This window comes from Bradyrhizobium sp. S3.2.6 (genome assembly GCF_040546885.1).
Taxonomy (GTDB): Bacteria; Pseudomonadota; Alphaproteobacteria; order Rhizobiales; family Xanthobacteraceae; genus Bradyrhizobium; species Bradyrhizobium cytisi.
The window spans coordinates 46231-67463 of record NZ_JBEPOS010000024.1 but is presented as its reverse complement, the minus strand read 5'-3'; the positions used below and the strand labels follow the sequence as shown (position 1 = coordinate 67463).

Here is a 21233-nt window from a genome sequence, read left to right as displayed (position 1 = left end):
TGTTGAGCGCCGGCTAGGCTGGCGCAAAGAGAAGAGGACGAGGTGCATCAATGATTCAGATGCAGACCAACCTCGACGTGGCCGATAATTCTGGCGCACGCCGTGTCATGTGTATCAAGGTGCTCGGGGGCTCGAAGCGCCGCTACGCCACGATCGGCGACATCATTGTCGTCTCGATCAAGGAAGCGATTCCGCGTGGCAAGGTGAAGAAGGGCGACGTGATGAAGGCCGTCGTGGTGCGTGTCCGCAAGGACATCCGCCGCGCCGACGGTTCGGTCATCCGCTTCGACCGCAACGCCGCCGTCCTGATCAACAACCAGTCCGAGCCGATCGGCACCCGCATCTTCGGGCCCGTGCCGCGCGAGCTGCGTGGCAAGAACCACATGAAGATCATCTCGCTCGCGCCGGAGGTGCTGTGATGGCTGCGAAGATCCGCAAGGGCGACAAGGTCGTCATGCTGACCGGCCGCGACAAGGGTCGCACCGGCGAAGTGTTCGAGGTGCGTCCCGACGCCGGTACCGCGCTGGTGCGCGGCATCAACATGGTCAAGCGTCACCAGAAGCAGACGCAGGCCCAGGAGGGCGGCATCATCTCGAAAGAGGCGCCGGTCCAACTGTCCAACATCGCGTATGTCGGCAAGGATGGAAAGCCGACCCGCGTCGGATTCAAGATTCTGGCGGACGGCAAGAAAGTCCGCATCGCCAAGCGCTCGGGAGCTGAGATCGATGGCTGAGGCCGCTTACACGCCGCGCCTGCGCGCGGAATACGATGCGAAGATCCGCACGGAGATGACCGAGAAGTTCGGTTATGAGAACGTGATGCAGGTTCCGCGTCTGGACAAGATCGTGCTGAACATGGGCGTTGGCGATTCCGTCAACGACCGCAAGAAGGCCGAGACCGCCGCTGCCGAGCTGACCCAGATCGCCGGCCAGAAGGCGATCGTGACCTACTCGCGTATCGCGATCGCGACCTTCAAGCTGCGTGAGAACCAGCCGATCGGCTGCAAGGTCACGCTGCGCAAGGCTCGCATGTACGAGTTCATCGATCGCCTGGTGACGGTCGCGCTGCCGCGCGTCCGCGACTTCCGCGGCCTGAACCCGAAGAGCTTTGACGGTCGCGGCAACTACTCGCTCGGCATCAAGGAGCACATCATTTTCCCCGAGATCGACTTCGACAAGGTCTCGGAAGCCCGCGGTATGGACATCACCGTCTGCACCACGGCCAAGACCGACGAAGAGGCGAGGGCCTTGTTGACCGCTTTCAATTTCCCGTTCCGGCAGTGAGACGCTGACCTAAAGCCTCTCAAACGCGGATACCCAGGAGCCAAGCATGGCAAAGAAGAGTTCAGTCGAGAAGAACAACCGGCGCAAGCGGATGGTGAAGAACGCCGCCCCGAAGCGCGAGCGGTTGAAGGCGATCATCGCCGACAAGACGCTGCCGATGGAAGAGCGGTTCGCCGCGACCCTGAAGCTTGCTGAAATGCCGCGCAATTCGTCGGCCACCCGCATCCGTCTGCGTTGCGAGCTGTCGGGCCGCCCGCGCTCGAACTACCGCAAGAACAAGCTGTCCCGTATCGCGCTGCGCGACCTTGGCTCCAAGGGCATGGTCCCGGGCCTCGTGAAGTCGAGCTGGTAAGGAGGGTCGTTTAGATGTCTACGCACGATCCAATCAGCGATCTGATCACCCGCATCCGCAACGCGCAGATGCGTGCCAAGAGCAAGGTCTCCACGCCCGGCTCGAAGATGCGCGAGAACGTCCTCGAAGTGCTCAAGAGCGAGGGCTACATCCGCGGTTACGCCACGCTCGAGCACTCCTCGGGCCGCAGCGAGATCGAGATCGAGCTGAAGTATTTCGACGGCGAGCCCGTCATCCGCGAGATCGAACGTGTCTCCAAGCCCGGGCGTCGTGTTTACGCCTCGGTGAAGAACCTGCCGCGGGTCAATAACGGACTCGGTATTTCGGTGTTGTCGACGCCGAAGGGGATCATGGCCGACCACAGTGCGCGTGAAGCGAACGTGGGCGGTGAAGTCCTCTTCACGGTGTTCTGAGAAGGATTTTTGATCCATGTCACGTGTTGGCAAAAGGCCTGTTGCGGTGCCGTCCGGTGTGACCGCGACCGTGGACGGGCAGACCGTCAAGATGAAGGGGCCGAAGGGCCAGCTTCAGTTCGTCGTCCATGACGACGTCGAGGTGAAGCTCGAGAGCGGCCAGATCAAGGTGAACCCGCGGGTCGAGACCAATCGCGCGCGCGCCTTGTATGGCACCGCTCGCGCCCAGGTCGCGAATCTGGTCGAAGGCGTCACCAAGGGCTTCGAGAAGAAGCTCGAAATCACCGGCGTCGGTTATCGCGCCGCGATGCAGGGCAAGAACCTGCAGCTCGCGCTCGGTTACAGCCACGACGTGGTCTATGCGATCCCGGAAGGGATCACGATCACCGTGCCGAAGCCGACCGAGATCACGGTGACGGGCAGCGACATCCAGCGCGTCGGCCAGGTCGCCGCCGAGATCCGCTCTTATCGTCCGCCGGAGCCCTACAAGGGCAAGGGCGTGAAGTATGTTGGCGAATTCATCTTCCGCAAGGAAGGCAAGAAGAAGTAACGGAGCCGGTCATGTCCAAAGCCAAGGTTACAAATGCCCGGCGCAAGCGGAGTGTGCGGCTGAAGCTGCGCCGCTCCGGTGCTGGCCGCCCGCGTCTGTCGGTGTTCCGCTCGTCCAAGCACATCTATGCCCAGGTCATCGACGACCTGAAGGGCGAGACGCTGGCCTCTGCCTCGTCGCTCGAGAAGTCGATGCGCGACGGCGGCAAGACCGGCGCCGACATCGATGCGGCGAAGGCGGTCGGCAAGTTGCTGGCCGAGCGCGCCGCCGAGAAGGGCGTCAAGGAAGTCGTGTTCGATCGCGGCAGCTATCTCTACCACGGGCGCGTCAAGGCATTGGCCGACGCTGCGCGTGAGAGTGGGCTGAGCTTCTAACAGAATTTGAGGATTGAGGCGTAAGCTTCTGAAGGATTGGAAAAATGGCAGAACGCGAACAACGTGGTGGACGCGATCAACGCGGCGGACGTGACCGTCAGCAGCGCGAGGAGCGCGACAGCGAGTTCGTCGACAAGCTCGTCCACATCAACCGCGTGGCCAAGGTCGTCAAGGGCGGCAAGCGCTTCGGTTTCGCCGCGCTGGTCGTGATCGGCGACCAGAAGGGCCGCGCCGGCTTCGGTCACGGCAAGGCGCGCGAAGTGCCTGAAGCGATCCGCAAAGCAACGGAATCCGCCAAGCGCAACCTGACCCGCGTGTCGCTGCGCGAGGGCCGTACGCTGCATCACGACATCGCCGGCCGTCATGGCGCGGGCCGTGTCTATCTGCGTGCTGCTCCGGCCGGTACCGGCATCATCGCCGGCGGTCCGATGCGTGCCGTGTTCGAGACGCTCGGCGTCCAGGACGTGGTGGCGAAGTCGATCGGATCGTCGAACCCGTACAACATGGTTCGCGCGACCTTCGATGCGCTGAAGCACCAGGACAGCCCGCGTTCGGTCGCGGCGCGCCGCAACATCAAGGTGTCCACCCTCCAGGGTCGTCGCGTCGGCGGCGATGCCGAGGCGGCTGCGGACTAACGAACGCTTTTCGGAGTAGACCACGATGGCCAAGGCCGCAAAGACGATCAAAGTTGAGCAGACCGGCAGCGCGATCCGCCGCCATCACTCGCAGCGTTCGACGCTGATCGGGCTCAAGCTCAACAAGATCGGCCGCACCAGCGAACTGCCGGACACCCCGGCGATCCGCGGCATGATCGAAAAGGTTCACCATCTCGTTCGCATCGTCGACGAGAAGTAAAATTGCGCGCATGATCCCGAAAAGTGGATACCGGTTTTCGGGCCAGATCATGCGCAAAACACAAGGAGCAGGGCGATGAAGCTCAGCGATATCGCCGACAATGCCGGCTCGCGCAAGAAGCGTATGCGCGTCGGCCGTGGCATCGGTTCGGGCAAGGGCAAGCAGTCCGGCCGCGGCGGCAAAGGCCAGACCGCGCGTTCGGGCGTGCGCATCAAAGGTTTCGAAGGCGGCCAGATGCCGATGCATCGCCGTCTGCCCAAGCGCGGCTTCAACAACATCTTCCGCGTCGAGTACGCCGAGATCAATCTCGACCGGCTCCAGGATGCGGTCGATGCCAAGAAGCTCGACACCGGTAGCGTCGTGAACGTCGAGGCCCTGGTGAAGGCTGGCGTGCTGCGCCGCGCCAAGGGCGGCCTGCGGCTGCTCGGCCGCGGCGAGCTCAAGGCCAAGCTGAACATCGAAGTGCATGGCGCCTCGAAGACCGCGATCGAAGCGGTCGAGAAGGCCGGCGGTTCGGTGAAGATCCTGGCCCCTGCCAAGGAAGAGGGCGAGGCGGCGTAACAACTGCGTCATTGGCCCGCGCCTCGCGGGCCTTTGCGCATGCGGAACGATGGACTTATCGAAGCCGAAGCCCCAGATAATGTCCGGCGTCCGCTAAAATAGCCCGGCCGCGGGTATGACGGCGCAAAAGGCGGCGGGAGAAAGTCCAATATGGCCTCAGCAGCGGAACAACTGGCAGCCAACCTCAATTTCGGCGCGTTTGCCAAGGCCGACGAGCTGAAGAAGCGCATCTGGTTCACCCTGGGTGCGCTGCTCGTTTATCGGCTCGGGACCTACATCCCGCTGCCCGGCATCGATCCCAACATCTGGGAGCAGGTGTTCAAGTCGCAAGCCGGCGGCATCCTCGGCATGTTCAACATGTTCGCCGGCGGCGGCATCCACCGCATGGCGATCTTCGCGCTGAACATCATGCCGTACATCTCGGCCTCGATCATCATCCAGCTTCTGACCACCGTTTCGCCGCAGCTCGAAGCGCTGAAGAAGGAAGGTGAGTCCGGCCGCAAACTGCTGAACCAGTACACCCGCTATCTGACCGTGATCCTGGCCGCGTTCCAGTCCTATGGCATTGCGGTCGGCCTCGAGGGTGCCGGCAATGTCGTCAGCGATCCCGGCATGTTCTTCCGTCTGTCCACCGCGATCACGCTGACCGGTGGCACCATGTTCCTGATGTGGCTGGGGGAGCAGATCACCTCGCGCGGCATCGGTAACGGCATTTCGCTGATCATCCTCGCCGGCATCGTCGCCGAACTGCCCTCGGCGCTCGCCAACATGCTCGAGCTCGGCCGTCAGGGCGCGATGTCGACCGGCCTGATCCTGGTCGTGATCGTGATGGCGGTCGCCGTGATCGCCTTCATCGTGTTCATGGAGCGCGCCCAGCGCCGGCTTCTGATCCAGTATCCGAAGCGCCAGGTCGGCAACAAGATGTTCGAGGGTCAGTCCTCGCATCTGCCGCTCAAGCTCAATACCTCCGGCGTGATCCCGCCGATCTTCGCGTCCTCGCTGCTGTTGCTGCCGACCACGGTTGCGAACTTCAACGCGGGCAGTGGGCCGGAATGGTTCCAGTGGATCACGACCCAGCTCGGCCACGGCCGTCCGCTGTTCCTGATTCTCTATCTCGCGCTGATCGTGTTCTTCGCCTTCTTCTACACCGCTATCGTGTTCAACCCGACCGAGACCGCGGACAATCTGAAGAAGCATGGCGGCTTCATCCCGGGCATCCGTCCGGGCGAGCGCACCGCGGAATATATCGACTATGTGCTGTCGCGCGTCACGGTGCTCGGCGCGATCTATCTGGCGATCGTCTGCTTGATCCCGGAAATCCTGATCTCCTACGCCTCGGTGCCGTTCTACTTCGGCGGCACCTCGCTGCTGATCGTCGTCAGTGTCACCATGGACACGGTTGCGCAGGTGCAGGGCTATCTGTTGGCTCATCAGTATGAGGGCCTGATCCGCAAGTCGAAGCTCCGGGGTCGCCGCCGCTAAGCCGCGTCCTCTCGAGGCAGCACGCCTGTGCTGCCGATTCGCCGCGCGAGTCACGCGCGGCGCCCGCCGAGGTGATCAGCCAGTCATTCGGTCGCATCGGCAGAGCTGCTCTCACTGCAGCGCAATCACTGATTTCAAAGGCGTTCTTGGCGTCCGGGCATTTGCTCCCCTATGATATGGGTAGCGGTGCGGCGCCGATTATGGTTTGCACTGTTGTCAAACTTCAAACACAGGTGCGCGACGTATCGCTCACCAATCGGGGGGGCGTACGCCGATGAGAATTATCCTGCTGGGACCGCCGGGATCGGGCAAGGGGACCCAGGCGCAACTGCTGGTGCAGCGCTATGGCATCGTCCAGCTCTCGACCGGTGAGATGTTGCGTGCAGCCGTTGCAGCCGGAACGCCTGTCGGACTGAAGGCCAAGGAGATCATGGCCAGCGGCGGGCTCGTGCCCGACGATGTCGTGGTTGGAATCATCTCCGACCGCATCGATCAGCCGGACGCGAGGCACGGTTTCATCCTCGATGGTTTCCCGCGCACCGTGCCGCAGGCCGAGGCGCTGGACGAGCTTCTCAAGCACAAGCACATGAAGCTTGATGCGGTGATCGAGCTCCGCGTCAACGAGAGCGCGCTGCTGAGCCGCGTCGAGACCCGCGTCGCCCAGATGCGGGAGCGCGGGGAGGAGGTCCGGGTCGACGACACCCCGGAGGTGCTGACCAAACGGTTAGCGAGCTACCGCAGCCAGACGGAACCGCTGATTCACTACTATTCCGAGCGTCGGAAGCTCTCCACCATCGACGGCATGATGGCCATCGACGAGGTCACCCGCGCCATCCACCGCCAGCTCCTGGCGCTCGGCGCGGTCGAACCCAAATCCCATGGCAAGAGCTATGCGCGCAGCGCGGCCAAGGCGGCACCCGCCAAGACGGGGGCGAAGAAGGCCAAGGTAGCCAAGAAAGCAGCCCAAAAGCCGACGAAAACCGGCAAAAAGGCTGCCAAATCGGCTAAATCCGCCGAGAAGGCCGTGAAGGGCGCCAAGAAGGCGGCCAAGAAGACAGCCAAGAAGACAGCCAAGAAAACGGTCAAAAAGGCCGCCAAAAAGGCCATCAAGAAAGGTTCGAAGAAGAGTCCAAAAAAGGTCACGAAAAAGCGAGCCAAACGCTAGCGGCAGTTGACGAAAGCCCCCTGAATCCCTTAATAAGCCCCGCATCCAAGTCGGATAGTTTCAAACGATGCCGGGCCCCAGGAAGACCAGGGGTGGGCGTCGTGTTCGCGTTTGTGAACACCTGCCCGAGAAACACAAGCACTTAAAGCCCGATTCCTGACGAGGGATCGGCAACAGGAGAAGGCCGTGGCCCGTATTGCCGGCGTGAACATTCCGACCAACAAGCGCGTGCTGATCGCGCTTCAGTACATCCATGGCATCGGCGAGAAGATCGCTGGCGAGATCGTGGAGAAGGTGAAGATCCCCGCGGATCGTCGTGTCAATCAGCTCAGCGACGCTGAAGTGCTCCAGATCCGCGAAGTGATCGACCGCGACTATCTCGTCGAGGGCGATCTGCGTCGTGAGGTCGGCATCAACATCAAGCGTCTGATGGACCTCGGCTGCTATCGCGGCCTGCGTCATCGTCGCGGTCTGCCGGTGCGCGGTCAGCGGACCCACACCAATGCGCGTACACGCAAGGGTCCGGCCAAGGCCATCGCCGGCAAGAAGAAGTAAACTGGCGAATAGGGTTTGGCGAATGGCGAGTAGGGAGGGTCCCTATTCGCCATTCGCTACTCACCATTCGCCTCCACAGGTGTAGCCGCTGGCATTACGGCGGCGTTTGAGATCTCCAGGAAAGGTAGTCTATGGGCAAGGAAGCCACCCGCGTTCGTCGTCGTGAGCGCAAGAACATCGCCTCCGGCGTCGCGCACGTGAACTCGTCGTTCAACAACACGACCATCACCATCACCGACGCACAGGGTAACACGATTGCCTGGTCCTCCGCCGGCACCATGGGCTTCAAGGGCTCGCGCAAGTCGACCCCGTATGCCGCGCAGGTTGCCGCCGAAGACGTGTCGAAGAAGGCGCAGGAGCACGGCATGCGCACGCTGGAAGTCGAAGTCGCCGGTCCCGGTTCGGGCCGTGAGTCGGCGCTCCGCGCGCTGCAGGCTGCTGGCTTCACCGTCACCTCGATCCGCGACGTGACCACGATCCCGCACAACGGCTGCCGTCCGCGCAAGCGTCGGCGCGTCTGATACGAACTCGCGGGCGCATCGTCGCCCGCGATGCTTTTTTTAAGAAGCCGCGGGTTTGATCTGCGGCCTTTCTCCAACGCCAGTATTTGAATTTTCAAATCGACTGGCCTGTATGGGTGAAACAGTGACGATCCAGAAAAATTGGCAAGAACTGATTCGGCCGAACAAGCTCCAGATTCAGCCCGGCAGCGATTCCTCGCGTTTCGCGACCATCGTTGCCGAGCCGCTCGAGCGCGGTTTCGGCCAGACGCTCGGCAACGCGCTGCGCCGCATCCTGCTCTCCTCGCTCCAGGGCGCGGCGGTGCAGTCGGTGCACATCGACGGCGTGCTGCACGAGTTCTCCTCGATCGCCGGCGTCCGCGAGGACGTCACCGACATCGTGCTGAACATCAAGGATATCGCGATCAGGATGCAGGGCGAAGGCCCCAAGCGCATGGTCGTGAAGAAGCAGGGCCCGGGCGCTGTCACTGCCGGTGACATCCAGACCGTCGGCGACGTCGTCGTGCTCAATCCCGACTTGCAGATCTGCACGCTCGACGAGGGCGCCGAGATCCGCATGGAGTTCACGGTTGCCACCGGCAAGGGCTACGTGCCCGCCGAGCGCAACCGTCCCGAGGATGCGCCGATCGGCCTGATTCCGGTCGACAGCCTGTACTCGCCGGTCCGCAAGGTCTCCTACAAGGTCGAGAATACCCGTGAGGGCCAGATCCTCGACTACGACAAGCTGACCATGACGATCGAGACCAACGGCGCGCTGACGCCGGATGACTCGGTGGCTTACGCCGCCCGCATCCTGCAGGATCAGCTCAACGTGTTCGTCAATTTCGAAGAGCCGCGCAAGGAAGTCGCCCAGGAGATCATCCCGGATCTCGCCTTCAACCCGGCCTTCCTCAAGAAGGTGGACGAGCTCGAGCTGTCGGTGCGTTCGGCCAACTGCTTGAAGAACGACAACATCGTCTATATCGGCGACCTCGTGCAGAAGTCGGAAGCGGAAATGCTCCGCACCCCGAACTTCGGCCGCAAGTCGCTGAACGAGATCAAGGAAGTGCTGGCCCAGATGGGTCTGCACCTCGGCATGGAAGTGCCGGGCTGGCCGCCGGAGAACATCGACGAGCTCGCCAAGCGCTTCGAGGATCACTACTAGGCGAATAGGGAATGGCGAATTGCGAATGGAAACAATTCGCTACTCGCCATTCGCTACTCACCACCACGGGCGAACGCAGGCAGCCCACCTGAGCAACATGTCCGACGAACCGTCGCGGCAGTTCATACGTTAAGGAATAGACATATGCGTCACGGCAAGGTTCATCGGAAGCTCAACCGCACCGCCGAGCATCGCCGCGCGATGTTCGCGAACATGTGCGCCGCGCTGATCAAGCACGAGCAGATCGTCACCACGCTGCCCAAGGCCAAGGAGCTTCGTCCGATCGTCGAGAAGCTCGTCACCCTCGGCAAGAAGGGCGGGCTGTCGCTGCGCCGCCAGGCCATCTCCGAGATGCGCGACAAGGACCAGGTCAGGAAGCTGTTCGACGTGCTGGCGCCCCGCTACAAGGATCGCCAGGGCGGCTATACCCGCATCATCAAGGCGGGCTTCCGCTATGGCGACAACGCGCCGATGGCCGTGATCGAGTTCGTCGACCGCGACGTCGATGCCAAGGGCCAGGACTCCGGTCCGGTGCAGGCGAAGGAAGCCGAGGCGGCGTAAGCCGGCCGGTACTGAGTTTCGAGACAGCGGCGCCTTCGGGCGCCGCTTTTTTATGACGTGAGCGGTAGGGTGGGCAAAGGTGCGCTCTTCGCGCGCCGTGCCCACCATTCCATCCGCACGCCGTGCTGACATGGTGGGCACGCTACGCATTGCCCACCCTACAAGCGCGTCCTTGCGGCGACAGAGCCTCACGCATCGGTGATCGCTGATTGCCATGACGCTGGCAACGCCCAATATCTCCGTCAACATCAACGGAGACGACGCATGAACATCGACCTTTCCGGGAAGACCGCCCTCGTGACCGGCTCGACCGCCGGCATCGGCCATGCCATCGCCAAGGGCCTCGCCGGCTCGGGCGCGAGCGTGGTGATCAACGGGCGCGGCCAGGACAAGGTCGATGCGGCCGTGCGCAAGCTGGAAGGGACAGGTGCCAGGGTGCGCGGCATCGCCGCTGACGTCTCGACCGCATCAGGCTGCAAGGCGCTTGTGGCGGCACTGCCCGAGGTCGACATTCTCGTCAACAATGCCGGCATCTTCGAGCCAAAGGACTTTTTCGAGATTCCGGACGAGGACTGGAGCCGCTTCTTCGAGGTCAACGTCATGAGCGGCATTCGCCTGTCGCGCGCTTACCTGAAGGGAATGCTTAAGCGCAACTGGGGCCGCATCGTCTTCATCTCCTCGGAATCCGGGCTCAACATTCCCGTCGAGATGATCCACTACGGCACGACCAAGACCGCGCAGCTCTCGGTCGCGCGGGGTCTCGCGCAGCTCACCCGCGGCACCGGCGTTACCGTCAATTCCGTGCTGCCGGGTCCGACCATGTCGGAAGGCGTCGCGACCTTCGTGAAGGATCTCGCCAAGCAGAACGGTCAGTCGGTCGACGAAGCCGCGGCCAATTTCGTCAAGCAGCATCGCCCGAGCTCGCTGCTCCAGCGCTTCGCCAGCGTCGACGAGATCGCCAACATGGTGGTCTATGTCGCCTCGAAGGAGGCATCCGCAACCAATGGCGCGGCGCTGCGCGCGGAAGGCGGCATCGTCAACACCATCGCGTGAGGCCCGCCTGTGTCGGCCTATGTGATCTCCGAGGTGGAGGTACGCGATCAGGCTGCTATGGAGGCCTATCGCACGCTCGCGGCCCAAACCATCGCGCAATATGGCGGGTGCTATCTCGTCCGCGGCGGTCCGGCCGAAGTGGTGGAGGGCGGCCCGCCGGCCAAGACCATCATCATCGTGGAGTTTCCCTCGATGGCCCGCGCGCGCGAATGGTACGCCTCGCCGGAATATGCCGCGGCGCTGAAGCTGCGGCAGACGGCGCTGGAGCGGCGACTGTTGTTCGTCGAGGGCGTGATCCCGGCCTAGCTGGTCTGCCCACTTGCCGCTTCAATTCGGAGCGCGACCGGCTAAAACGGGGTTACATGCTCTGGCCCCTCTCGACCCGCCACAAACGCCTGTTCAGGCTGACATCCGCGCGATGGCAGCGGCGGGCGATCTTTCTGCTTGGCGGGATCGCCGTCGGCGCTGCGGCGGTGGCGCTGGCGCAGCTTGCCGATCTCGCCCAGCACGCCTTTGTGCTCCTTCTGGCCAAGTCGCGCTATGCCGTACTGGCGGTGACGCCGCTCGGCTTTATGCTGTCGGCCTATCTGACCATCCGTCTATTCCCGAACGCGCAGGGCAGCGGCATTCCGCAGGCGATCGCCGCGCGGCATCTGACCGATCAGGCGGCGCGCGAGAGCCTGGTCTCGATCCGGGTCGCGATCGGCAAGATGATCCTCACCCTGTTCGGGCTCCTGTGCGGCGGCTCCGTGGGGCGGGAAGGGCCGACCGTTCAGGTCGGCGCTTCCATCATGTTCGCGCTCGGCCGGGTCTCGCCACGCCGCCAGCCCGGGCTGATTCTGGCGGGTGCCGCCGCCGGCGTGGCCGCGGCCTTCAACACGCCGCTTGCGGGAATCGTCTTCGGCATCGAGGAGATGAGCCGCGCTTTTGAGACGCGTACATCCAGCCTCATCATTGCAGCCGTCATCGCGGCCGGCCTGACGTCGCTCGCGCTATCAGGTAATTACGCCTATTTCGGCAGCAGCGCGATGTCGCTGGCGCGTGGCGCCGACTGGCTGGCCGTTCCGCTTTGCGGCGTGGTCGGCGGCCTCGCGGGCGGCCTGTTCAGCCGCGTTGTCATTGCCATGGCGCGCGGTTTCAAGAACCCGCTCGGACGCGCGATCAAGGGCCACCCGCTCTGGTTTGCATTTGCTTGCGGCCTCGCTGTCGCGATTTGCGGCCTGATGTCGGGCGACACGATCTATGGCACGGGTTATGTGCAGGTGAGGGAGGCGCTGGATCACGGCACGCCGCTGCCGCGAGACTTCGGGGTTCTCAAGCTCCTGGCCACCACCTTTGCCGCGATCAGCGGTATACCGGGCGGCATCTTTTCGCCGTCGCTCGCCGTCGGCGCCGGGATCGGCAGCAATATCGCCGCGTTGTTCCACGACGCGCCGCTCGGTGCGATCATGCTGCTCGGCATGGTCTCGTATTTCGCCGGCGTCGTGCAGGCGCCGATCACCGCCTTCGTGATCGTGACCGAGATGACGGACAATCACGGCATGGTCGTGCCGTTGATGGCGGCCGCGCTGATCGCGCATTTCGTCTCGCGGATGATCTGCGAGGAGGGTATCTATCACGCGCTCGCCAAAGGCTTCGTCGAGCGGGCGACGCGTCCGCGTGAGGGGGAAGCAAGATGAGCCGTTTCTGGAGCAGCTTGACGCATGATTTGAAGCCCTACGTGCCGGGCGAACAGCCTCGCATCGCGGACCTGATCAAGCTGAACACCAATGAAAACCCGCTCGGTCCCTCTCCGCGTGCGCTGGAGGCGATCCGCGACTCGGCAGCCGATACCCTGCGTCTTTATCCGGACCCGCAGGCGACCGCGCTGCGGGCCGCCCTGGCCACCTATCATGGTGTGAGACCCGAGCAGGTGTTCGTCGGCAACGGCTCGGACGAGGTGCTGGCCCATGCCTTCGTCGCCCTGCTGAAGCATGATGCCCCGCTGCTGTTTCCCGATATCACCTACAGTTTCTACCCGGTCTACTGCCGGCTGTTCGGCATCGCCTACGAGACCGTGCCGCTCGACCAGGCCATGCAGATCCGCATCGCCGATTACCGTCGGCCGGCCGGCGCGATCATCGTCCCAAATCCGAACGCGCCGACGGGGATCGCGCTGTCTCGCGCCGAGATCGAGACACTGCTGGAGCAGCATCCGGATGTGCCTGTCGTCGTCGACGAGGCCTATGTCGATTTCGGCGCCGAGACCGCGATTCCGCTGGTTGCGTCCCATCGGAATCTCCTGGTCGTGCAGACCATGTCCAAGTCGCGCGCGCTGGCAGGGCTTCGGGTGGGATATGCGATCGGCGATGCCGATCTGATCGATGGGCTGACACGCGTGAAGGACAGCTTCAATTCCTATCCGCTCGGCCGGCCCGCTCAGGCCGGCGCCATCGCCTCGCTGGAGGACGAAGCCTATTTCCAGCAGGGCCGCGTTCGCGTGATCGAGGGCAGGGAGCGGCTGACCCGCGGACTGAAGCGAGCTGGCTTCGAGGTGCTGCCGTCCCTGGCCAACTTCGTCTTCGCGCGCCATCCCGCGCATGAGGGGGCCGCGCTTGCGGCAGCGCTGCGGGAGCGGGCGGTGATCGTTCGCCACTTTTCCGCGGCTCGCATCTCGGACTATCTGCGGATTACCGTGGGTACGGATGAGCAGATCGACCGGCTGTTGTCGGCCTTGTCGCGGATACTGAGCTGACCGTGAAAATCGCAGGGTGGGCCAAGCGACTTGTTGCCCACCCTACGCACCGACGTCGTGGTTGCTTACCACCCTTCCAGCACGATCTTGCCGCGCGACTTGCCGCTCTCGAGCAGCGCATGCGCGCGCTTGAGGTTGGCCGCGTTGATCGTGCCAAAGGTCTGGTCGAGCGTGGTGCGCAAGACGCCCTTGTCGATGAGGTCGGCGACGTCGTTGAGCAGATGATGCTGCGCGATCATGTCAGGCGTCTGGAATGAGGAGCGCGTGAACATCGATTCCCAGTGCACCGAGATCGCCTTGCCTTTGAATGCGCTCACGGTGAACTCCGCGGGATCGTCGATCAGGCCAAACTTGCCCTGCGGCGCCATGAATTCGGCGATCGATTTGTAGTGCTGCTCGGTGAAGGTGAGGCTCGCCACTAGAGCGACCGGCGGCAGCTTCAGCTTCTCGATCTGCTCCTTCATCGGCTTGCCGTGGTCGATCACCGCATGTGCGCCGAGATCGAGGCACCATTTTTGCGACTCCGGCCGTGTTGCGGTCGCAACCACGGTGAGGCCGGTGAGGCGGCGCGCGAGCTGGATAAGGATCGAGCCGACACCGCCGGCGCCGCCGGTGATCAGCAGCGTGCGCGGATCGACGCTCTTGCCGGGCACGGCGCCGAGGCGGTCGAACAGCAATTCCCAGGCGGTGATGGAGGTGAGGGGAAGGGCGGCGGCCTGCGCGAACGAGAGCGACTTCGGCTTGTTGCCGACAATGCGCTCGTCGACCAGATGGAATTCGGAGTTGGTGCCCTGGCGTTGAATCGAGCCCGCGTAAAACACCTCGTCGCCCGGCTTGAACAGCGTGACGTCGGGCCCGACCGCGTCGACCACGCCGGCCGCGTCGTAGCCCAAAATCTTGGTCTCGCCCTCGGGCGGGGCGGCGCGCTTGCGCACCTTGTAGTCGACCGGATTGGCCGAGATCGCCTTCACCGTGACGCGGATGTCGCGCCCCTTCGGTTCCGGTTTGGTGGCCTCGAAATCGATCAGCGCGTCCTGATCCTCGATCGGTAGCGATTTCTTGTAGCCGACGGCCTTCATGGCTTGTCTCCATCAGATGGCGTATTCGCCTGCCGCTCTAACTGTCGCCCTGGCTCCCATTTGGCAAGTACTGTAAATTCGGGGATATAGTCCCTGTATGGATACTATTGGGAAAGCACGCATGAAACGACGAGATTTTACCCGTCGTCCCGGCTGCTCGGTCGAGGCGACGCTGGATCTGATCGACGGCAAGTGGAAGGGCGTGATCCTCTATCACCTCCAGAACGGTACCCAGCGCTTTGGCGAACTGCGTCGCAGGATGCCCGGCATCACCCAGCGCATGCTGACAAAACAGCTTCGCGCGCTGGAGGAGGACAAGCTTGTCATCCGCAAGGTCTATGCCGAAGTGCCGCCGCGGGTGGAATACACGCTGTCTGAGCTCGGCGAAAGCTTGCGCCCAGTGATCGACACTCTGAAAGCGTGGGGTGAGGGCCATCAGGAGCGGCTGTCCTGCGCGCCGGCGGCTAAGGTCGAGCCCGTCGTCAAGAAGCCGAAGCGCGCTGCTTAACTTCCGGGAGCGGCCACGCCGCCCCCGGAATTGATCGCGTCAGAAGGCGAACTGCGTGCGCATTGCCACGGCGTCGAAGTTCGAGCCCGTATTCGCGAATGCAGTCGGCGGCAGCGTCTGTTTGGAGACGGTGCCATGCAGGTAATCGAGCATGAAGCGGATGTTACCGTTGACGTACCAGTTGAGCGCAAGCGTGTAGACGTTCTGGCGCCCACCCGCGACGCCGTTGGCGCTCGCAAGCTGATCATTGAGGTCGATCGTCGAGAAGCGTCCCGCGATTTCCCACGCGCCCCAGCCGCCGCCGTCGAGCGAGAACGGATGCGCCGGCTTGACGCCGTTATAAGCGGCGTTGGCAGCGTTGTAAGTGTGAGTCTCGCCCGTCAGCACGTAGCCGGCCTGCGCGTAACCGCCCTGGAATTTCAGGCTCGGCGCGCCGACCAGTGGCACACCGGTATTGGCGGTGCGGTCGACATTGTACCAGAAATACTCGCCCTGGAGGATCAGCGGTCCGTAGGTCGCGGCCGCCTCTACGCTGTAGACCTGAGCGCCCGAGACATTGGCAATCGCACTGGTCGACACCAGCGTCGTCGGGTCGAGACGCAATTCCGGACGGTCGCTGAGCGTGACTGTCTGCGTGTTGGCAATGAGATTGCGCGGCGGCTGGATCAGCCATTGCGCGTCGGCGCCGATATGCACCGAGTAGTCCTTGCCGCTGATCGGGTTGCCGGCAATACGCGCCACCGCGCCATATTGCTCGCTTGTTCCCGCCGGTGCCGCGCTCGAGGCGGAATGAATCGCGCCGGTCGACGGTCCCGTGACATAGCCGCCGATCCAGAGCTGGTCGTTGAACCAGCGCGCGCCCGCCGCGGAGCGGAAGTCGCCTGCAGCGATGTTGGTCGCGACCACGCCGGGCGAGGCGCGCTCCATGAACATGATGTCGTTGGAGCTTGTGGCTTCGTCCAACGTGTACGGCAGGTCCATGATGCCGGCCTCGATGGCCATCCGGCCGCCGAACGGCTTCAGGCCGGTGTAGCTGAGATAGGCATTCTCCAGGCCGGAGACGCCGCCGCCCGGCAGCGAGCCGGGCGCTGCGCCGCCAAAACCGTCGGACGAGCCGCCGAAGTCGTAGACCAGCGCGAAATTCCAGTCGTTGAAGAATTTGCCGGCGAGGCCAATGCGTGCGCGACGGACATTCTCGCCGCTGTCGAGCTTCTGCGGGACGGTTGACGCCGTGTTGGGACGATAGTCGTAGCCGCCGACATCCCAGTGGACGCGGCCGGTGATGGCAACGCAGTTCGCCCCGTCGGATGTGCAGATGGTCGGCCGGTTGTTCGGCATCGTCACGATCACGCCGGCTGTCGGCGGCGCGCCCTTGACCGGAAACGCCGCATTGGCATTGGCCACGACGGCCTTCGCCTCGGAGCGTGCTTCGGCTTTCGCTTCAGCCTTCGCCTCCGCTCTGGCTTTCGCGGCGGCCGCCGTGTTCGCGGCAGTCTGGTTCTGGAGCTTGTCGAGCTTCTGCTCCAGCATCTTCAGCTGCTGCTTCAGGAGCGCGATCTCCTGATCGCTGTTGCTTGCCGATTGGGCCTGGGCCTGCGAGCCCGCCAGCACACCGGCGAGACCAATCGCCGCGGCTGCTATTCTTGTCCTGCTCACGTCATGACTCCATCGTTTGACGATCTTCCCCAAGTCGTAACGGGAGAGCCTAAGAACGATCGATGACTGCCCCGCGACGCTACGCTCCGGTTGCGTGGTTCCCACTGGTGCAAATTCGTCGCAACCGAATCCACCGCGGCATAGAATGCTGGATGATGCGCGTCATGCCAATCTGTCGCGTCAGGCGGCTTGCAATTTTGCACGGAGGCTTGCAGGCCGGACACACCGGGACAGGGCCGAATATTGCCGCCCGGCGCCCTTCTATTGGGGGGCGAACGCGCCTATATTCCGGCGTCTTTTCCAAGAGGTAGGAATGTTTCGAGCGAACCGGACCGCCGTCGTCACGGCCTTGTGCATAGCCTTTTCGGCCCACTTCTATCCGGCTGCGGCGCAGGACCGTCGTGTCCCGTCGTCGCCGGCCGAGTTGCGGCTGTCCTATGCGCCGATCGTGCAGCGGGTGCAGCCGGCGGTCGTCAACGTCTATGCCGCCAAGGTGGTGCAGAACCGCAATCCGCTGCTGGACGACCCGATCTTCCGCCGCTTCTTCGGCGTGCCGGGCCAGCAGCAGGAGCAGGTGCAGCGGTCGCTGGGTTCGGGCGTGATCGTCGATTCCTCCGGACTCGTCGTCACCAACGTCCACGTCATCGAGGGCGCCGACCAGGTGAGGGTGTCGCTGTCGGACAAGCGCGAGTTCGAGGCGGAGATCGTGCTGAAGGACTCCCGCAGCGATCTCGCGGTGCTGCGTCTGAAGGATAGCAAGGAAAAGTTTCCAGCGCTCGAATTCACCAACTCGGATGAGCTGATGGTCGGCGACGTCGTCATGGCGATCGGCAACCCCTTCGGCGTCGGCCAGACCGTGACCCACGGCATCATCTCGGCGCTCGCGCGCACGCAGGTCGGCATCACCGACTACCAGTTCTTCATCCAGACCGATGCTGCGATCAATCCCGGCAATTCCGGCGGCGCGCTGGTCGACATGAACGGCCGGCTTGCCGGCATCAACACCGCGATCTACTCGCGCTCCGGCGGCTCGCAAGGCATCGGCTTTGCGATCCCCGCCAATATGGTGCGCGTCGTCGTCGCCTCCGCCAAGAGCGGCGGCACGGCGGTGAAGCGGCCATGGCTCGGTGCGAAGCTGCAGGCGGTGACGCCGGAGATCGCCGAGAGCCTCGGCTTGCGCTCGCCGACCGGCGCGCTGGTCGCAAGCGTCGTTCCCAACGGTCCTGCAGCCAAGGCGGGGTTGAAATCCTCCGACCTCATCACCGGGATCGACGGCCAGGCCGTGGACGATCCCAACGCGTTTGACTACCGCTTTGCCACCCGTCCGCTCGGCGGCACGGCGCAGATCGACGTGCAGCGCGGCGGCAAGCCGCTCAAGCTGGCGATCGCGCTCGAGACTGCGCCGGATATCGGCCGCAACGAACTCGTTCTCACCGCGCGCTCGCCGTTCCAGGGCGCCAAGGTCTCGACCATCACGCCGGCGCTTGCCGATGAGCTGCATCTCGACGCCGACACCGAAGGTGTCGTGATCACCGATCTCGGCGGCGACAGCGCGGCGGCGAGTGTCGGCTTCCAGAAGGGCGACATCATCCTGGCCGTCAACAACCAGAAGATCGGCAAGACCGGCGATCTCGAGAAGGCGGCGGCCGTAAGCCAGCGGCTCTGGCGCATCACGCTGGTGCGCGGCGGTCAGCAGATCAACGTCACGCTGGGCGGATGAGTCCGAAGCGACCACAGGAGACGCCAACTCTCTTTGCCGCGGCGGGGCTCGATCACGACGCCCCGCATCCGCTGCCGGACCGGCTGCGGCCGCGTGCGCTGTCGGAGGTCGTCGGCCAGGATCACATCCTCGGCCCCGACGGCGCGCTGACGCGCATGCTGGAGACGCGCACGCTCGGTTCGCTGGTGTTTTGGGGGCCGCCCGGCACCGGCAAGACCACGGTGGCGCGGCTGTTGGCGGATGCGACCGATCTGCATTTCGAGCAGATCTCGGCTGTGTTCTCCGGCGTCGCGGACTTGAAGAAAGCATTCGACGCCGCGCGTGCCCGTCGCGAGATGGGCAAGGGTACGCTCTTGTTCGTCGACGAGGTGCATCGCTTCAACCGCGCACAGCAGGATTCGTTTCTGCCGGTGATGGAGGACGGCACCGTCGTCATGGTCGGCGCCACTACTGAAAACCCGTCCTTCGAGCTCAATGCGGCGCTTCTGTCCCGCGCGCGCGTCCTGGTGTTTCGCTCGCTCGACGCTGCCGCGATCGAAAAACTGTTCGCGCATGCCGAGGAGGTCGAGGGTCGCAAGCTGCCGCTCGATGAAGAGGCGCGCGCCGTGCTGGTGCGCATGGCCGATGGTGACGGCCGCGCGGCGTTGACGCTCGCCGAAGAGGTCTGGCGCTCGGCGCGAGCGGATGAGATTTTCAACGCCGCGCAGTTGCAGGACATCCTGCAGCGCCGCGCGCCGATCTACGACAAATCGGCTGACGGCCATTACAATCTGATCTCGGCGCTGCATAAATCGGTGCGCGGCTCCGATCCCGATGCCGCGCTGTATTATCTCGCGCGCATGTTGGACGCCGGCGAGGATCCGCTGTTTCTGGCGCGTCGCGTCGTGCGCATGGCGGTGGAGGACATCGGCCTTGCCGATCCGCAGGCGCTCGTCATCGCCAATGCCGCCAAGGACGCCTTCGATTTCCTCGGCCATCCCGAGGGCGAGCTCGCGATCGCGCAGGCCGTGGTCTATCTCGCCACCGCGCCGAAATCGAACGCGGTCTATACCGCTTTCGGCACGGCGATGCAGGTCGCAAAACAGGCCGGCTCGCTGCTGCCGCCCAAGCACATCCTGAACTCGCCGACCAAGCTGATGAAGTCGGAGGGCTACGGCGCAGCTTACGAATACGACCACGACGCCCCCGACGCCTTCTCCGGCCAGGACTACTTCCCGGAAGCCTTGGGCCGCCAGATCTTCTACGACCCGCCCGAGCGCGGTTTCGAGCGGGAGATCCGCAAGCGGCTGGATTATTGGGCCAAGCTGCGCAAGGAGCGGGGCGGCTCGCGCTAGAATCGGCCATTTCGCCGTGACGGGAGCCGGCTTTTAGGGTACGCAGGCAACCATGAGCCGCCGTATCAAGAGAACCAATCAAGAGCCCCGCTCGCGCGACGAGCGCAAGGAATCGCGTCCGTTCAAGGCGCGTAGCGCGAACAAGGCTGGGCCGCGTCCAGGCAGGAAGCTTGGCGCCAAGCCGCCGCGCTTTGCGGGCGAGCGCGCCGAGCGGCGTCCGCCCAAAACGGAGCTGGAGCAGGCCGCGCCGGTAAAGCCGGTCGAGGTGCTGCTGCCGACCAAGGTTCAGACCGTCAAGGTGACGGCCGATGAGAACAACATGCGCGTCGATCGCTTTCTCGAAGCGCGCTTTCCCGGCCTGTCGTTCTCCCACATCCAGCGCGTTGTTCGCAAAGGCGAGCTGCGCGTCGACGGCAAGCGCGTCGACAGCAAGGACCGGCTTGAGGAGGGACAGAGCGTCCGCATTCCGCCGCTGAAGCTCGATACGCCGAAGGCGGTGGGCGAGCTGTCGGAGGCTGCGCAAAAGACCCTTGCCGCGCTGAAGGAGATGACGCTCTACGAGGATGACGACGTCCTCGTGCTGAACAAGCCCGCTGGCCTCGCCGTGCAGGGCGGCTCGGGCATGACGCGCCACATCGACCAGATGCTGGAGGTGTTGCGCGATTCCAAGGGGCAGAAGCCGCGGCTCGTGCACCGTATCGATAGGGAAACGTCGGGCTGTCTTTTGATCGCCAAGACGCGTTTTGCCGCCTCGCATCTGACCGGCGCGTTCCGCTCGCGCTCGGCACGGAAGACCTATTGGGCGCTGGTGCCGGGCCTGCCGAAGCCGAAGCAGGGCCGCATCTCGACTTTCCTTGCGAAGGAGGAGAGCGAGGACGACACCATCATGCGCATCGCCCAGCATGGCGATGAGGGTGCCAGCCACGCGGTGACGTACTACGCGGTGGTCGAGACCGCCGGCAACAAGCTGACCTGGGTGTCGCTGAAGCCGGTGACGGGGCGCACCCACCAGCTCCGCGCCCACATGGAGCATATCGGCCATCCCATCGTCGGCGATCCCAAATATTTCAACATCGAGAACTGGCAGCTGCCGGGCGGCCTGCAAAATCGGCTGCACCTGCTTGCGCGCCGGATCGTCATCCCGCACCCGCGCGGCGGCGTCATCGATGCCACCGCGCCGCTGCCGCCGCACATGCAGCAGTCGTGGAATCTGCTTGGGCTGGACGCGAGCCGGTTCGATCCGATCGAGAACGCGCCGGAGGAGTAGGGAGCGCTGCTAGCGACAGTCATCGCCCGCGAAGAAGGCGGGCGATCCAGTATTCCAGAGGCCGGC

At 64.0% G+C, this 21233-nt stretch carries 26 protein-coding genes; 24 read left to right on the top strand and 2 right to left on the bottom strand.

Translation table 11 applies throughout. The features are described from left to right. The first annotated feature begins 50 nt into the window (after window positions 1–50). From rplN to hisC, 20 genes are all read left to right on the top strand, one after another. The gene (gene rplN, locus ABID58_RS30975; RefSeq protein WP_027535299.1) at window positions 51–419 is read left to right on the top strand and encodes a 50S ribosomal protein L14; all 369 of its coding nucleotides are present in this window, start codon (window positions 51–53) and stop codon (window positions 417–419) included. Beyond that, on the top strand, window positions 419–733 hold the full coding sequence (rplX, locus tag ABID58_RS30970; RefSeq protein WP_027535300.1) for a 50S ribosomal protein L24: 315 nt from the start codon (window positions 419–421) through the stop codon (window positions 731–733). Before rplN ends, rplX begins: the two co-directional genes overlap by 1 nt. Further along, window positions 726–1283: a 50S ribosomal protein L5 gene (gene rplE / locus ABID58_RS30965; RefSeq protein WP_148750338.1), complete on the top strand. Its 558-nt coding sequence runs from the start codon at window positions 726–728 to the stop codon at window positions 1281–1283. The genes rplX and rplE overlap by 8 nt, the downstream gene beginning before the upstream one ends. A gap of 46 nt (window positions 1284–1329) precedes the next feature. Further along, window positions 1330–1635, top strand: a complete 306-nt coding sequence (rpsN, locus tag ABID58_RS30960; RefSeq protein WP_057745473.1) for a 30S ribosomal protein S14 — start codon at window positions 1330–1332, stop codon at window positions 1633–1635. Between the two features lie 14 nt (window positions 1636–1649). After that, on the top strand, window positions 1650–2048 hold the full coding sequence (gene rpsH / locus ABID58_RS30955) for a 30S ribosomal protein S8 (RefSeq protein WP_027535303.1): 399 nt from the start codon (window positions 1650–1652) through the stop codon (window positions 2046–2048). 16 nt (window positions 2049–2064) lie between these two features. Continuing rightward, window positions 2065–2598: a 50S ribosomal protein L6 gene (gene rplF, locus ABID58_RS30950; protein ID WP_148750339.1), complete on the top strand. Its 534-nt coding sequence runs from the start codon at window positions 2065–2067 to the stop codon at window positions 2596–2598. A gap of 11 nt (window positions 2599–2609) precedes the next feature. After that, the gene (gene rplR, locus ABID58_RS30945) at window positions 2610–2972 is read left to right on the top strand and encodes a 50S ribosomal protein L18 (protein ID WP_027535305.1); all 363 of its coding nucleotides are present in this window, start codon (window positions 2610–2612) and stop codon (window positions 2970–2972) included. Window positions 2973–3016: 44 nt separating this feature from the next. Beyond that, complete coding sequence (gene rpsE / locus ABID58_RS30940; RefSeq protein ID WP_148750340.1) at window positions 3017–3607, top strand: 30S ribosomal protein S5; 591 nt, start codon at window positions 3017–3019, stop codon at window positions 3605–3607. Window positions 3608–3632: 25 nt separating this feature from the next. After that, window positions 3633–3827 carry a 50S ribosomal protein L30 gene (rpmD, locus tag ABID58_RS30935; RefSeq protein ID WP_148750341.1) on the top strand — a complete coding sequence of 65 codons (195 nt, stop codon included), beginning with the start codon at window positions 3633–3635 and terminating at the stop codon, window positions 3825–3827. A gap of 75 nt (window positions 3828–3902) precedes the next feature. Next, window positions 3903–4388 carry a 50S ribosomal protein L15 gene (gene rplO / locus ABID58_RS30930; RefSeq protein ID WP_354036648.1) on the top strand — a complete coding sequence of 162 codons (486 nt, stop codon included), beginning with the start codon at window positions 3903–3905 and terminating at the stop codon, window positions 4386–4388. 150 nt (window positions 4389–4538) lie between these two features. Continuing rightward, window positions 4539–5870 (top strand): preprotein translocase subunit SecY, encoded by a 1332-nt coding sequence (secY, locus tag ABID58_RS30925; RefSeq protein ID WP_148750343.1) that lies wholly within the window; start codon window positions 4539–4541, stop codon window positions 5868–5870. 274 nt (window positions 5871–6144) lie between these two features. Beyond that, complete coding sequence (locus tag ABID58_RS30920; RefSeq protein WP_354036646.1) at window positions 6145–7035, top strand: adenylate kinase; 891 nt, start codon at window positions 6145–6147, stop codon at window positions 7033–7035. Between the two features lie 186 nt (window positions 7036–7221). Beyond that, on the top strand, window positions 7222–7590 hold the full coding sequence (gene rpsM, locus ABID58_RS30915) for a 30S ribosomal protein S13 (protein WP_148750346.1): 369 nt from the start codon (window positions 7222–7224) through the stop codon (window positions 7588–7590). Between the two features lie 131 nt (window positions 7591–7721). Beyond that, complete coding sequence (rpsK, locus tag ABID58_RS30910) at window positions 7722–8111, top strand: 30S ribosomal protein S11 (protein ID WP_007603045.1); 390 nt, start codon at window positions 7722–7724, stop codon at window positions 8109–8111. 112 nt (window positions 8112–8223) lie between these two features. Continuing rightward, entirely contained in the window at window positions 8224–9255 is a 1032-nt protein-coding gene (locus tag ABID58_RS30905) for a DNA-directed RNA polymerase subunit alpha (RefSeq protein WP_148750347.1), read from the top strand. Window positions 9256–9399: 144 nt separating this feature from the next. Next, complete coding sequence (gene rplQ, locus ABID58_RS30900) at window positions 9400–9816, top strand: 50S ribosomal protein L17 (RefSeq protein ID WP_148750348.1); 417 nt, start codon at window positions 9400–9402, stop codon at window positions 9814–9816. Between the two features lie 264 nt (window positions 9817–10080). Further along, window positions 10081–10869, top strand: coding sequence for an SDR family NAD(P)-dependent oxidoreductase (locus tag ABID58_RS30895; RefSeq protein WP_148750349.1), 789 nt, complete (start codon window positions 10081–10083; stop codon window positions 10867–10869). Window positions 10870–10878: 9 nt separating this feature from the next. Next, a complete protein-coding gene (locus ABID58_RS30890) occupies window positions 10879–11175 on the top strand; it encodes a DUF1330 domain-containing protein (protein ID WP_354036644.1) in 297 nt (98 codons plus the stop codon). Between the two features lie 56 nt (window positions 11176–11231). Then, window positions 11232–12548: a chloride channel protein gene (locus ABID58_RS30885; protein WP_354036642.1), complete on the top strand. Its 1317-nt coding sequence runs from the start codon at window positions 11232–11234 to the stop codon at window positions 12546–12548. Further along, a complete protein-coding gene (gene hisC / locus ABID58_RS30880) occupies window positions 12545–13603 on the top strand; it encodes a histidinol-phosphate transaminase (protein WP_354036640.1) in 1059 nt (352 codons plus the stop codon). Before ABID58_RS30885 ends, hisC begins: the two co-directional genes overlap by 4 nt. A gap of 65 nt (window positions 13604–13668) precedes the next feature. Here the strand turns inward: hisC and ABID58_RS30875 are convergent, their stop codons facing one another. Continuing rightward, the gene (locus ABID58_RS30875; RefSeq protein WP_354036639.1) at window positions 13669–14682 is read right to left on the bottom strand and encodes a zinc-binding alcohol dehydrogenase family protein; all 1014 of its coding nucleotides are present in this window, start codon (window positions 14680–14682) and stop codon (window positions 13669–13671) included. A gap of 121 nt (window positions 14683–14803) precedes the next feature. On the opposite strand from ABID58_RS30875, the gene ABID58_RS30870 reads away from it, so the two are divergent. Beyond that, complete coding sequence (locus tag ABID58_RS30870; protein ID WP_354036638.1) at window positions 14804–15190, top strand: winged helix-turn-helix transcriptional regulator; 387 nt, start codon at window positions 14804–14806, stop codon at window positions 15188–15190. A 39-nt stretch (window positions 15191–15229) separates the two neighbouring features. Here the strand turns inward: ABID58_RS30870 and ABID58_RS30865 are convergent, their stop codons facing one another. After that, window positions 15230–16846 (bottom strand): OprO/OprP family phosphate-selective porin, encoded by a 1617-nt coding sequence (locus tag ABID58_RS30865; protein ID WP_354036636.1) that lies wholly within the window; start codon window positions 16844–16846, stop codon window positions 15230–15232. 313 nt (window positions 16847–17159) lie between these two features. On the opposite strand from ABID58_RS30865, the gene ABID58_RS30860 reads away from it, so the two are divergent. The 3 genes from ABID58_RS30860 to ABID58_RS30850 are packed head-to-tail and all read left to right on the top strand — an operon-like array spanning window position 17160 to window position 21167. After that, entirely contained in the window at window positions 17160–18566 is a 1407-nt protein-coding gene (locus ABID58_RS30860; protein WP_354036634.1) for a DegQ family serine endoprotease, read from the top strand. Further along, window positions 18563–19900, top strand: a complete 1338-nt coding sequence (locus tag ABID58_RS30855; protein ID WP_354036632.1) for a replication-associated recombination protein A — start codon at window positions 18563–18565, stop codon at window positions 19898–19900. Before ABID58_RS30860 ends, ABID58_RS30855 begins: the two co-directional genes overlap by 4 nt. 52 nt (window positions 19901–19952) lie before the next feature. Next, window positions 19953–21167 carry an RluA family pseudouridine synthase gene (locus ABID58_RS30850; protein ID WP_354036631.1) on the top strand — a complete coding sequence of 405 codons (1215 nt, stop codon included), beginning with the start codon at window positions 19953–19955 and terminating at the stop codon, window positions 21165–21167. Window positions 21168–21233: the final 66 nt, after the last annotated feature.